Origin of the sequence: Lysinibacillus sp. G4S2, assembly GCF_030348505.1 — a bacterium.
In the GTDB taxonomy this organism is placed as follows: domain Bacteria; phylum Bacillota; class Bacilli; order Bacillales_A; family Planococcaceae; genus Lysinibacillus.
Genome location: NZ_JAUCFJ010000002.1, coordinates 2283013 through 2296600, shown reverse-complemented (window position 1 = coordinate 2296600; position 13588 = coordinate 2283013). Strand labels below are relative to the sequence as shown.

General features: G+C 36.0%; 13 protein-coding genes and 1 pseudogene. 3 read left to right on the top strand and 11 right to left on the bottom strand.

Annotation, left to right across the window (positions count from 1 at the left end):
- Positions 1 to 95 precede the first annotated feature (95 nt).
- From QUF91_RS11695 to QUF91_RS11655, 9 genes are all read right to left on the bottom strand, one after another.
- Positions 96 to 875, bottom strand: a complete 780-nt coding sequence (locus tag QUF91_RS11695; protein ID WP_289417883.1) for an enoyl-CoA hydratase/isomerase family protein — start codon at positions 873 to 875, stop codon at positions 96 to 98.
- The gene (locus QUF91_RS11690; RefSeq protein WP_289417882.1) at positions 872 to 1750 is read right to left on the bottom strand and encodes a 3-hydroxyacyl-CoA dehydrogenase family protein; all 879 of its coding nucleotides are present in this window, start codon (positions 1748 to 1750) and stop codon (positions 872 to 874) included. The genes QUF91_RS11695 and QUF91_RS11690 overlap by 4 nt, the downstream gene beginning before the upstream one ends.
- A gap of 419 nt (positions 1751 to 2169) precedes the next feature.
- Positions 2170 to 3336: an ABC transporter substrate-binding protein gene (locus tag QUF91_RS11685; RefSeq protein ID WP_289417881.1), complete on the bottom strand. Its 1167-nt coding sequence runs from the start codon at positions 3334 to 3336 to the stop codon at positions 2170 to 2172.
- 46 nt (positions 3337 to 3382) lie between these two features.
- Positions 3383 to 4105, bottom strand: coding sequence for an ABC transporter ATP-binding protein (locus tag QUF91_RS11680; protein WP_289417880.1), 723 nt, complete (start codon positions 4103 to 4105; stop codon positions 3383 to 3385).
- On the bottom strand, positions 4105 to 4872 hold the full coding sequence (locus tag QUF91_RS11675; RefSeq protein ID WP_289417879.1) for an ABC transporter ATP-binding protein: 768 nt from the start codon (positions 4870 to 4872) through the stop codon (positions 4105 to 4107). The genes QUF91_RS11680 and QUF91_RS11675 overlap by 1 nt, the downstream gene beginning before the upstream one ends.
- A 2-nt stretch (positions 4873 to 4874) precedes the next feature.
- The gene (locus QUF91_RS11670; RefSeq protein ID WP_289417878.1) at positions 4875 to 5915 is read right to left on the bottom strand and encodes a branched-chain amino acid ABC transporter permease; all 1041 of its coding nucleotides are present in this window, start codon (positions 5913 to 5915) and stop codon (positions 4875 to 4877) included.
- A gap of 14 nt (positions 5916 to 5929) precedes the next feature.
- Entirely contained in the window at positions 5930 to 6802 is an 873-nt protein-coding gene (locus QUF91_RS11665) for a branched-chain amino acid ABC transporter permease (RefSeq protein ID WP_289417877.1), read from the bottom strand.
- A 26-nt stretch (positions 6803 to 6828) separates the two neighbouring features.
- Positions 6829 to 6993: a hypothetical protein gene (locus tag QUF91_RS11660; RefSeq protein WP_289417876.1), complete on the bottom strand. Its 165-nt coding sequence runs from the start codon at positions 6991 to 6993 to the stop codon at positions 6829 to 6831.
- A gap of 310 nt (positions 6994 to 7303) precedes the next feature.
- The gene (locus QUF91_RS11655) at positions 7304 to 7729 is read right to left on the bottom strand and encodes an acyl-CoA thioesterase (RefSeq protein ID WP_289417875.1); all 426 of its coding nucleotides are present in this window, start codon (positions 7727 to 7729) and stop codon (positions 7304 to 7306) included.
- Positions 7730 to 8017: 288 nt separating this feature from the next.
- On the opposite strand from QUF91_RS11655, the pseudogene QUF91_RS11650 reads away from it, so the two are divergent.
- A pseudogene (locus QUF91_RS11650) lies at positions 8018 to 8218 on the top strand (IS5/IS1182 family transposase); the annotation flags it as partial.
- A gap of 136 nt (positions 8219 to 8354) precedes the next feature.
- On the opposite strand, the gene QUF91_RS11645 reads toward QUF91_RS11650, so the two are convergent.
- Both QUF91_RS11645 and QUF91_RS11640 read right to left on the bottom strand, forming a co-directional pair.
- A complete protein-coding gene (locus QUF91_RS11645) occupies positions 8355 to 10541 on the bottom strand; it encodes a helix-turn-helix domain-containing protein (protein WP_289417874.1) in 2187 nt (728 codons plus the stop codon).
- 471 nt (positions 10542 to 11012) lie between these two features.
- Positions 11013 to 12184, bottom strand: a protein-coding gene (locus tag QUF91_RS11640) for an IS3 family transposase (RefSeq protein WP_289417810.1) whose coding sequence is annotated in 2 segments (ribosomal slippage) — positions 11013 to 11923 and positions 11923 to 12184 — 1173 coding nt in all. Because the reading frame shifts where the segments join, the coding sequence is not laid out codon by codon here.
- 240 nt (positions 12185 to 12424) lie between these two features.
- Between QUF91_RS11640 and QUF91_RS11635 the strand changes: the two genes are divergently transcribed.
- Both QUF91_RS11635 and QUF91_RS11630 read left to right on the top strand, forming a co-directional pair.
- Positions 12425 to 13282, top strand: a complete 858-nt coding sequence (locus QUF91_RS11635) for an NAD-dependent epimerase/dehydratase family protein (protein WP_285399859.1) — start codon at positions 12425 to 12427, stop codon at positions 13280 to 13282.
- 36 nt (positions 13283 to 13318) lie between these two features.
- Positions 13319 to 13552 (top strand): DUF2798 domain-containing protein, encoded by a 234-nt coding sequence (locus QUF91_RS11630; protein WP_289417873.1) that lies wholly within the window; start codon positions 13319 to 13321, stop codon positions 13550 to 13552.
- The last annotated feature ends 36 nt before the right edge of the window (positions 13553 to 13588 follow it).

Here is a 13588-nt window from a genome sequence, read left to right as displayed (position 1 = left end):
CTAGAAATCTGATCATTCACTGTCTTCCCTACTAAAGTTTTGTAGAAAATGAAGAACCTGGTGACTTTGTATATGAACGTTTTCTATTAATTTTATTAACGACCAATATAAACTGGCTTTCTCTTCTCAACGAATGCATTCAACCCTTCTTTTCGATCTTCTGTGGAAAATGCATTACCGAAACATGCTGCTTCAATGATTAACCCAGACTCGATATCCGTATTACTTCCGGCATTGACGGCCTGTTTTACCATTTGCAGGGCAACTGGTGGCTTTTGAGCAAGTTTTTTTGACCATTCTTTTGCAACAGGTATAACTTCTTCAGCTGGCACAACTTTATTTACAATACCCAGTTCAAGTGCACGAACAGCATCGAACATTTCTCCAAAATAGAGGAGTTCTTTCGCTATCCCCTGCCCAACAATTTTAGGTAAACGTTGAGTGCCTCCTCCGCCAGGAATAATTCCAAGACCTACTTCTGGAAATGCGAACTTTGCTTTTTCAGTGCTAATACGTAAGTCACACACCAGAGCAAGTTCTAGTCCACCACCAAGTGCCATTCCATTCAACGCTGCTATGACTGGCTTAGTTGAATTTTCTATTTGTGTGAATACTGATCTAGATACTTTATTCATCTTATTGATTCCGACAAGATCCAATCCCGCCATTTCGGAAATATCTGCACCAGCAACAAATGCTTTTTCACCACTGCCAGTTAAAACAATTGCCCGAACATCATCCTCTTCATCCAACTTACTGAACACATCAGATAACTCATTGAACACTTGAGTATTTAGTGGATTTACAGGTGGACGGTTAATCGTTATTGTAGCTATATTATTTTCAACTTCCACTAACAAAGATTTATATATCATTTTTTCACCAGCTCCTTTTTTTCCTCATAATCGTAAAATCCTGCTCCTGATTTCTTACCGAAACGACCAGCTCTCATCATTTGTTTCATTAGTAAAGGTGGTGCAAAGCGTGGATCGTTAAATTCATTGTTGAAATATTCCATTACATGGTAGCCGATATCGACACCAGCATAGTCTTGTAATTCGAACGGTCCCATAGGGTAGTTCAACCCAAATTTCACTGCTTTATCAATATCTTCTGCAGATGCTACACCTTCTTCTAAAAGACGAATCGCCTCGATAAACTGAGGAATCATAATGCGGTTGACAATGAATCCAGGCGTATCTTTTTTGACTTCCACAACTTCTTTCTTCAGTTGAACTGATAGCGCTTTCAAAGCAGACACCGTATCATCACTCGTTTCGTAACCGCGTACGATTTCTACCAGTTTCATTAATTGTGCAGGGTTGAAAAAATGCATACCTGCGACACGGTCCGGACGTTTCGTTGTAGCCGCAATTTCTGTTATGGACATGGATGATGTATTCGTAGTTATTATGACATCTTCTCTAACAATTTCATCAAGCTGTGAGAATACCTCTTTCTTTAAATCCAGATCTTCAAGAACTGCTTCAATAACAACATCGACATCTTTCAAATCTTCAAGCTTTGTAGTTGTCTGGATGCGCGAAAGTGTTTCCTGCTTTTGCTCTTCAGTCATTTTCCCTCGCTCAACACTTTTTGACATAAATTTATTAATTCGAGCCATGGCCCCTTCTAAATAACTATCTTTAATATCTCGCAAAACTACGTTAAAGCCATTCAGTGCGGCAAGATTTGCAATACCTGCACCCATAGAACCAGCGCCAACTACACCAATTGTTTTAATCATCATTATTAATCTCTCCTAACTTTTTTCTATATTTTCATTATATACAGACAATAATTTACGTTGTATCTACATAGTGTAGGAAAAAGACATCTTCTTTCATCAAATTATATGAATATCTTACTTTCCATTCATAACTGTTACCTTTGAAATCCTTTATATAAATTCATGATCCTTCAAACTGCCAAAAATCCTTTATTCAAGTCATCCTCCATCTCAAAATAGATCATTTCACATTACGAATATCTTTTTCTATTACAATAATAAATACAAAAAAGCTGAACTGGAGGTAGCTCCGGTTCAGCTTTTCTGTTGTAAGTTACGATGTTTAAATATGTTCTTTCATATTACAATAGATAAATCGCTTTCGCGTAAAAGACAAGAGACCTACCTATATCAATATTTAATGTTATTGGTCTCTTTATTTACTCAGTAAATTTCCAATCATTATTTTCAATACTTAAAACAGATATTCCATCAGGCTCAGGGCTTGCTTGTGATACACCAAAATCAAAAGTTCCCGTAGCCCCTAAGTATTTTCCTAAATCGTTTTGTAAATAAGTATGAATATCTTCAGATGTTACATTTCCTGCTTTAATCGCTTTTACGACAACATTTACACCGTCCAAAAGATGCGCAGCAAATAAGTCCGGTTCACTATTAAATTCTTTTTTATATGCATCACTGAATGCCTTTAGCATTTCTTTTTGATCCGAATCTGGCAATTGATCGATAACACTTAGTTTACTACCAACGACCATAATGTTTTCATTGTTATCCTTCACTTGTTCCAAGAATCCTTGGTTTGCAGCAGCAGTACTTTGAATCATCGGAATGTCGAAATTCATTGCTTTAAAATTACGAGCGATAATTCCAGCGCCAGGTGTTCTCGACCAAACGATGATCGCTTCAGGATCCTTTTTACGAACTTTTGTCAATTGAATTGTCATATCTGTAGCTGTAGCATCGAACTCTTCATGAGCAATAATCTCGATGCCATTTTCCTTAGCCAACGCTTCAAATGCTGGCTTACCAGTTACTCCGAAGCCGTCAGAAGCATTTACCCACGCTACGTTTTTAATATTATTCTTCTTTAAATATTCAACAATCGGCATTGCAATGACAGTTGTGCTTTGTGCCATGCTATATACATACTCACTTTCCGATTCAATCGGTGCAATTGTAAGTAATGGTAGTTTTTTCTCAATTGCTTTTGGTATAATGGCCATCGTAGTACTCGATTGAGTCGCTCCAATAACCGCTACAACATCTTCTGAAATTAATTTATCCATCGCGACTACCGCTTTTGTATCATTCGTTTCATAGTCTTGTTTGATAAGCTGAATTTTCTTACCATCAATTGGCCCTGCTTCATCTAATTGTTTTTGTAGTAACTCCACAGTCTTTGCTTGTGCGCTACCAAGTGTTGATGCTGGACCTGTTTCAGCTACAATCACACCAATTTTTATAACTCCTTCCTCATTTTTCTTCCCGCTTGCCTCCTCTGCATTCTCAATTCCACATCCCGCAACAACTAATATAAAAACTAAAGATAAAATAGCAACTAGTTTACCCTTTAAAAATTTTTTCATACAAACCCTCCACTCCCCCAATTTTTTGTCAAAACAATTCGTTCACTTACCCTACCTTTATGCCTAGATATGCTGATTTCACTTCGGGATTCGAACTAATTTCTTCATTCGTGCCATCCATTATGAATTTTCCTTGATCCATTACGTATGCACGATCAGCCACTTTTAACGCTGCTTTAACATTTTGTTCTACTAAAATGACCATTGTTCCCATTTCTTCTTTAATTCGCACTAAAATCTCCAAAATTTCATTCACTATTTTTGGCGCTAACCCCATCGATGGCTCATCTAGTAGAATTATTTTAGGATCAGACATGAGCGCACGTCCAATCGCAAGCATCTGCTGCTCCCCGCCACTCAAATTCCCACCAATCCTATGATAATGTTTTTTCAATCCTGGAAATAAATTCAGCATTTTTTCCAAATTCTCCTCAACATGTTTCCGGTCTTTATAGTATTTCGAGTAAATCCCTAACGTTAGGTTTTCCTTTACGGTGTGTCCCGGAAAAACTTGACGTCCTTCTGGGACAAGACATAAACCTTTCCCAACTATTTTGTGGGCAGGGAGACCACTAATCAAATCATCTTGAAGTATTACTTTTCCTTCGACTGGTGTGTAAATGCCCGCTAATGTATTTAATAACGTACTTTTCCCAGCGCCATTAGCACCAATAATGGATACAATTTCTCCTTTGTCCACATGAAAGTCGAGCGAATGTAAAATTTGAATCTTCCCGATACGTGAACTAAGACTTTCAACTTTGAACATTAAATTGCCTCCTCTCCTAAATAAGCACTAATTACCTTTTCATTTTTCTGTATTTCATCAGGGGTACCTTCCGCAATCTTAGCCCCGAAATCAAGAACCACAATCCGATCAGCAAGTTGCATAATTGTCGCCATTTTATGCTCTACAAATAAAAACGAATGTCCTTTTTCCTTTAAATCACTAATATATCCTGCCATTGTATTTGTCTCGGCATCATTCAGGCCTGCCATAGGCTCGTCCAACATGATGAGCTCTGGTTTGTAAACAATTGCCCGTGCGAACTCCAACTTCTTTTGCAATCCATAAGATAGTTGTCCAGCTTGTTCATGTAATAGATCACTCATCTCCATCATCGTTAATACTTCATAAGCTGCTTTAAATGCATATTCTTCATCTCTTTTTACCGTTGGAAGACGGAATCCAGCACTAAAAACATTCGTTTTTATATTCACTGAAGTCCCCATCATCACGTTTTCCAAAACCGTCATATTACTGAAAATTTGCAAGTTTTGAAACGTCCTGGAGATTCCAAGGTGAGCTAAATCAAAAATTTTCCTTCCTGAGATTTTTTTTCCTTTAAAAAGAACTTCTCCGTCTGTCGGTTGAATGTATGAAGAAATCATATTAAACAATGTCGTTTTACCCGCTCCATTAGGGCCGATAACAGCGACAATTTCTCCTTCACCGACATGAAAGCTAACATCATTCACCGCTGTCACTCCACCGAACTTTTTCGTTAAACCATTTACTTGGAGTAAATTGCCCATATCTAGACCCCTTTCTCAGAAGCAACATTTTTCTCAATAGTTACATCTTTCTTTATAGAACTTCTAACAGGTGATATTTTCCTGACGTCTAGTATTCCAACCAATCCTTTAGGCATGAAGATCATAACAAGTATTATGATTAAACCATACACTACGATTTCGACTTCACCATTAATATTGAAATACGTATGCCCTACAAAACGAATTACTTCATTTAAAAACATAATAGAAGCCGTTCCGATAATTGCTCCCCAAATGGAATGGACACCACCGACCATCACCATTACAAGAAGTAAAATTGAAAATGAAATATAAAATGTTGGCGGTGCGATAAAATTAATGTAATGCGCGTACAGACTCCCCGCCAATGAAGCATACACAGCACTTAATGCGAAAATAGCTACTTTATATTTTGTTACATTGACACCTAGTGTCTCCGTTCCAATTTCACTATCATGAATGCTTCGTAATATCCTCCCAACACTCGAACGAATAATATTAGTAGAAAACAAGATAACAACAAAGACAATACTCCAAACAAAGAAGTAGAAGTTCACTTGGTTTCCTAAATCCAGTCCCAGTAATGATAAATTTGGAATACCGACTAAACCACCAGCTCCCCCTGTATAATCACTTAGCCCCACCAATAAAATGTATACAATGACGTTAATCGCAATTGTAGCCAATGCCAAAATATGACCTTTTAGTTTTAAAACTTGCATTCCTATCAAATAAGCAATGATGAACGTCGCGACCATTCCAATTCCCATCGCAATCCAAGGTGATACGCTATATTTAACTGTTAAGACACCGGAAACATAAGCGCCTATTCCGACAAATGCAGCGTGTCCTATCGAAATTTGTCCGGCGTAACCTATAAGTAAACTTAGACCAATGGTGATGATGCAATAAATCCCGATTAAAATCAAAAGCGTAAATACGTATTGCGAACTTACAACCAGTGGTAATAACAAAATCAATGCAATAAATCCTAAAAAACTTTTCCAGCGCCTTCCATATAAAATCGTTTCTACTTTCTCCACTATAAATCCCCCCTCTAAACACGTTCTCCAGTTGCCTTTGTAAACAAGCCTTGTGGTCTGAAAAATAAAACGAGCAATAAGAAACCAAATGCCAATGCATCCGTATAATAAGTAGAGATGTATCCGCCCGAAAATGCTTCAATGACGCCCAATAGTAATCCGCCTGCAACAGCTCCAGGTATGCTGTGCATTCCACCGAAAATCATTGCTACAAAACCTTTTATACCGAGAAAAAAGCCCATTTCATATGTTGCATCTGTCAGTGGGGCAATCATGACACCCGCTATAGCGCCTAATCCAGCAGCAATTGTAAAAGCAATCATAGACATCGTTTTTGTGTTAATCCCCATTAAGCTTGCAGCACGTGGATTTTTTTCACTTGCGCGTAAAGCAGAACCGAGAAATGTTTTTTCAAAAAACCAATAAAGCACTATTAAAAGTGCAAGTAATACTACAAGAATCCATAAACTTTGCGAATTTACGACAGCCCCGAAAAACTCGATTGACTTACTTTCAACTAACGGTGGCAGAGATTTTGGAGATGTTCCCCATATGATCAAACCCATCCCTTTTAAAAAAGTTGAAACACCTAATGTAATAACAACCAACACTATCGGCGTTGCTTTTCCAGCAGGATTTATAGCTAATCTTTCAACTGCTAAGCCGATAAAGGCCGTAAGCAAAATCGCAAGTGGAATTGCACCTAAGATGGGGATACCCAAATTGACAAATGTGACACAAGATAGTGCTCCAATCATTGCAAATTCTCCTTGCGCCAAATTCAATACCCCTGTAACGTTATAAATTGTTACAAATCCAATAGCTAATAATGCATAAATACTCCCCACAGTCAGTCCAGTAATTAAGTATTGTAAAAACAAATCCATCTGATATAACCCCTTCCGAAATAGCTCTAAATTATTGCTCTTCTCCAAAACGTGTGGTTGATTTCTGTTCCGACTGGGCGCTTTGTTGCTGACGCTTCGCTTTCGCACAGAAAAAACATTTGCCGCTGACGCTTCGCTTTCGCGCAGAGCAGAGCTTCCAGGGGGCGTCCGATGAGCCGCCCAGTCTCCACTCCAATCAACCAATATACAATGCATATATTTTTAAAAATGTCATACACAACTTATGGTGATGAGCCTAGATTATTGTCGATTTTGAAAATGATGACAAAAATCACTTTCCTATATCCGTCCATTTCTCTTTCACTATTGAGTTATTGGTACTACAGTTCTGACAAGACCCCCACAAAAAAGATAACGCTTTCATAAAAATAAAAATAAAGCAATTAAACTCTTTTATATTTCCTACTATAGAAGACTCTGAAAAACTCAAACCCTCAACTTTTATATACTTAGTTTGTCTTCTACATTAAAAAGATAATCTCAATTGCTACCTGATAATATTTTTTGATGTACTGTTAGTTTTTCACGAATATGTTCTGGAATTGCTAATGCTTTTGGTTTCTCTTTAAATGAAGTCCAAGCATGCAATGTGTACCCTGCAGCAATCAATGTCTCTCCACGATAAAATGTATGAGATAATTTAAATACTCTATTGTGAAGCTCGATGACTTCTGTTTTCACAATTACCTCATCTTCGAAAAAAAGCGGCGTCTTAAATTCGCATTTAGAATCTAAAAGAGGCGTCGAAACTTTTTCTATGGATAATAACTCAGATGTTGGATGTCCCAACTCGGTAAAAAATTCATGCGTCGCTTCGTCCATCCACCTATAAAAATTTGGAAAAAAAACAATTCCCGCAGCATCCGTATCGCCAAATCTTACTTTAAACGAGTAATCTACAGCCATTATATCCCCCCTGATTTTGAATAAATCGTGTATCCACAAACTTGCTTTGATTTTACTCTTTAATCCAATAGTCTTTTCATGCCCCATAAATAATTTGTAACATTTCCCTTTTTTGTAACTATTCTGTAACAATGTGATAATTTTAATTGTTATCGTAATTATATTTTTCAAACATTTTATTTGATACGTACACTCTGTAGGAATCATTCTATTTTTTTCATCAAAATTGTTAAATAAAAAAGACAGACCCATTAAACAGTGACCACTGATAAAGTCCACGATTATAGTTGTTATACAGAGGGGGCAAAAAATAAAACCTATTCTGTGACAATTAAATCGACTGAACAAAAAGATCAAGAAGTGATTTAAAATAGTGAGGAATTTAAAGGGAATGCGAAATCACGCTATAAAATTGAAGCGAAAAATAGTGAGTTGAAACACAGGCACTGTTATGATGTGGCATCATCTATAGATCTATTTAGTATGTAAAATCCAAGGTACCCTGCCATATTGACAGTAAATCCGGAGTAAAAAATATGAAAAGGAAAAGAGGCAATTCGTTCGATTTTGAACGAATTGCCTCTTTTTGATTTAGCTCACACTTACAAGTTTTTAAGTAGCCCCATTAAAAGATCTGTCGATTTAAATCGTATAGTTTGATTGCCATCATTAAGTTAAAACGTGTCTCTGAATCATTTAAATCTATTTCCAGTAGACTCTCAATCTTTTCTAAACGGTAAAGTAATGAGCTTCGATGAATATATAACTCTTCAGAGGTACCTTTAGCATTGCCGTTATGCTGCAAGTATGTGCTAAGTGTTTGAAGCAAATCGCTATTCTTTTTATCTGTAAAATCAAGCAATACGCCCAACTGACTTTCAATGAATGTAGTGACAACTGAAAAGTTTAGATCATGCAAGATTGTGTATGATCCTATTTCTTCAAACAGTGAATAGCCCTTAGATTTAAATCGGCTTTTAACGACATTTAATACTTGCAATGATTGTTCGTAACTATTGAAATACTCATTCATATTTTCTACCTTACTCCCAATGCCTAAGTGAACTTCACACTTTATCATACTTTTGGATACTGCTTTTCTTACTGTTTTATAAAAATCCATCCAAAACTGTTTGCGATTTTTTTCATCCTCTATCGGCACGATGAATAAAAAGTGTTCACTGAATGTAGCCATTAAAATTTTCTTCGATTTCAGCGTAATTCCTTCATTAATGTAATCCCATACAATCGATTTTTTTGCTGTTTGCTCAAATAAATTCAGTCCAGCTACTTCAGATTCAGCCAAGTCGATTGCCAAATTTGCAACACGATGAGGCTTAAAAATATCCCATTGAAAAAGATTTGCATACTGCAAAATACTTTGGTCATCTTCAATATTTTTCACAAGTAATTTACTCATCAATGTATCTTTCGCCTGTTTATCGGCATCCAACACAAGTTTCTGCTTAATGAACTGAATGGAACAAATATTTCTTGAAAGTTCCACCGTCAATTGATCAAATTCATCTAAATCTCCATTATTCATGCAAATTGCCAGATAGCCCAATAGCGCATTCACACCATTGATTGGCGAAATCAAAAAAGGGGGCCCGCCTTGTTCCAATACTTTAAACGTCCCTGTCCTTATACGCTCATTTTCCAATACCTCTCTCAACTTACCAATATCCCCTAATTCACTTTCTTCAATTTTGTATGATAAAGGATGGAAAAAACGATCTAATAAAATAACTGAACCACCATATAATTCAGCTAACATTTTCGTTACACCGTGAAAATCATCATTGACAACCGTTTCTTTCACAAGAGCTTGCTGATAATCGAGGAGAATATGTAAACGCTTACGATTATCTTTCTCTAAATTGTAAAGTAGCGCATTTTCGAGCAAAATTGCTATATGATCACTTAATAATTTCAGTGTATTTACATCGTCTTGTGAAAATAGGAGATTGCCATTCTTATTTCCTACTTGCAGAACACCGATTGTTTTCAAATCAACGACAATTGGAATTGTTATTTGATGACCACCCGATTTTTCGATGAATGGAAAATACTCTTTAAATGTATTTTTATGATCCACTATAACCTTTTCATCGAAATCTTTAATACCAAAAACAGGGACTTGTAAATCGAAACAATTTTCTTTTTCATTAAATAAATAAATACAGGCAGATTGTGCATTTGTCCCTAGTCCAGCTCGGATAGTAAATTCATTTATATTCTCCTTGAGTGACTGATTGATTGATAAGTTTCGACTAATCCATTCAATTCCCTCAATTTTTCTTAATTGCTGGTCCTTCCGTCTTGCCAAAGAAATCGCAATCGCAACATCTTTACCGAACTCGTCAAATATTTTATCCATCTCAAGCAAAGGTACATAGGTAAAAAATCCGATAATACAAAATCCAAATCGATGTACATCATCTGTAAGAGGCACTGTAAACCATGTTTTTACACCCGTTTCTTTTAACTTAGCCATTAATATACAGTCTTCCTGTTTGTTTGTTTCTTTACTATGTAAACTTTGCCCAAGTATTAGCGGTGAGCATTTTTCTATTTCCATAGGAAAAACATTACTAAACTCATTAGCATTTCCACCCCATGCTTTCGGTACGAATTCATCAGCATCCGCCAAAATCACTCCAACAAAATCACAATATAGCTCTGATTTAAATGACTCTATTAAATAATGAATCGCTTCTTCTTCCGTCCCCATTTTTATCAATTGCCTCGAAGTCATTCGCAAATGATGTTCAAGTCTATTTATAATCTTTTCTTTTTTCGTCTCAACCATGTAAAAATTCTCCCTTCTTGTCTAAAAGCATATTTGTAATTAACTATTCGACATGAAAAGTGGTACTACCTTTTTTGGTACACCGCTTCTAGTTGAATGGGTTATGTTAGATAATCAGATACTGGAGAAATAGACCATCGTAACAAAAGCTTCCCTCCTAACAAAATGTATTAATTATCCTTTTTATATCGTTAAACCTTTGAAGGAGATTTTTATATATGCGAAAATGAGGCTTTTGTTAGATTACCAGTTAGCTTAATTCAATGTTTCTTTGGTTGAGATAACCTGCTCCGTTAACACGACAAGAAAAAGATGCTGCCCCTATAGCTATGCATAATGATACTATGTCAAGAAAATGGACAGGGAAAATTGAGATTTTGCTTTAAATCTAAGCGCGCTATCGCTTGCTCGCCTCACAAATAATTTAAGGGGCGTAACCCTTAAATTATTTGTGAGGTTAAAAGGGTTTAATTATATGACCTTAGTTTTTTGTGAAGTTTTGAAATATTGCTTTTCGTATGCAATGGGCGACATATAATTTGTAAAAGAATGGATACGCTTGTAGTTATAAAAACTAACGATGTATTCAATGATACTTTTCTTGGCCTGATCTCTCGTTTTATACTTTTCATGAAAAACTAACTCTCTTTTGATGACGCTATGAAATGACTCGATACATGCATTATCGTAACAGTTTCCTTTTCTACTCATACTTGTAATCATTCTGTTAGTTCGTAACACTTGTTGGTATTCCTTCGACGCATACTGGCTCCCACGATCTGAATGATGAATGAGCCCAGGCGTTGGAGTCTGAGTTCTGATTGCTCGTTTTAAGGCGAGGATCACTAATTCCTTTGTCATTCTCTCATCCATTGCCCAACCGATGATTCGTCTTGAAAACAACTCCATAATCGTTGCTAGATAGAGCCAACCTTCACTGGTCCATATATACGTAATGTCAGCTACCCACGCTTGTCCAGGGCGTTCTACTTTAAATTGTTGGTCTAATAGATTTGGATATACTGGTAGATTATGTTTTGAATTCGTCGTCGCTTTGTATTGTTTCACTGTTTTTGAGCGAATGCCTTCTTCTTTCATAATTCGCGATACTGTTTTTTGCGATACAGAGACTCCTTCTGAATTCAATTGTTTTGTAATTTTCGGACTACCATAATTTCTTCTTGAGTCCAAATACACTCGTTTTATTTGGCTGGTTAACTTTTCTTTCCGTTCTTTTTGATTACTCTTTGGTCGGTTCAGCCACTCGTAGTAACCACTTCTTGAAACACCTAATACTTCGCACATCTTTGCCACACGGAATTCGTGTCGGTGCTGTTGAATAAAGTTGTAAATTACTTCCGGTCTTTCGCAAAGATGCCCATAGCCTTTTTTAAGATGGCATTTTCCTCTTCTAGGTCACGTATTCTTTTTTCTAATTCTTTATTTTCCTTATCCTCAGGCTTTAAATTCCCACTACCAACAAATGCAACTTCGCCATCTTTACTAAATTTCTTTACCCAATTGTGTAATGTCTGTTCTGCAAGATCCAGCTCACGTGCAACCTCAGCAACTCTCTTGCCACTTTCAACTAATTGTACTGCCTCTAATTTAAATTCTTTGTCATAACTTTTTCGTTTTGTCATCTTAGACACTCCTAGTAAATTGTTAAGATTATTATACTTTATAAACTCCCAATTCTCTGTGTCCATTATTTAGACTAACATCATAAAACATGAAAAGATACTGTAAGGATTCAACTCTCTCTAATATTGCACATAAATATTTTTATCATTTCTTTAAATAGTGTCACACTTCCTAACCCCTAATTGTCTTAGTTATTAGAGATACTAATTTTGTATTTATGATCATTAGGAGGTTTATTTATGAAGATATTACTTGCTGGTTCTACAGGTGTAATTGGAAAAATGGTGATTCCAATGTTAATACAAGAAGGGTATGAAGTAATTGGGATGATTCGATCAGAAAAACATGTTAAAACAATGCAAGAGATGGGGGTAAAACCAGTAGTTGCAGATGCGTTTGATCGAGATAGTGTTCACGCAGCCTTCACTGAAACTCAGCCTGATGTTGTAATGCATCAACTTACTGCACTAAGTAGTGGCGATATAAACGATAATTCAAAAATAAGAATAGAAGGAACAAAAAACCTTGTTGATGCAGCTAATTACGTTGGCGTAAAAAAGATAGTTGCACAAAGTATTTCATGGGCTTATGAGCCTGGGAATACGCTAGCTACCGAAGAAACACCTTTAGATATTAATGCCTCTTTACCTCGCAAAAAAACAATTGAGGGAGTTATTTCTTTAGAGGAAAAGGTAAAAGAAATTCCTGAGTTCATTATCCTTCGCTATGGTACATTATATGGTCCTGGAACTTGGTATTCGGGTAACGGTAAAATTGCTAAACAATTACAGATGCAGGAGTTATACGCAACAAATGGGATGACATCCTTTATCCACGTAAAAGACGCAGCAAAAGCAGCTGTATTAGCTTTAAATTGGCAGTCAGGTTCTGTAAATATCGTAGATGATGAACCTGCAAAAAGCTCTATTTGGCTTCCCTATTTTGCTGAAGTTATTGGAGCCCCCCTCCCTCCTACAAAAGATATATGTAATTCTTGGGAACGAGGATCATCAAATGAAAAAGCAAAAAAACAATATGGCTGGGAACCTACTTACCCTTCTTGGACAAAAGGATTTAAATTTTTGCATCATTATTAAGAATAAAATGAACTACAATATAAGAAGGTTAAATTTATGAAAATAAATAAAATTTATAAGTCTTTTATTTACACTGTTCTAATTGGACTTTTTAATTCTTGTTTCATATCGTTTATCCTTGTTTCTATAAACTCAGGATATAGCCATACATTTTTAATCCATTGGCTACGAATGTGGGGAGAAGCATTTATTTGTGCTATACTTTGTGCTTACATTTTTCCAAAGATAATAAATAAACTTATGAAATTCATTACTTTTGTAGAAAAATGATAGATACAATAAAAAATAAAAATGTATGTAGAATAT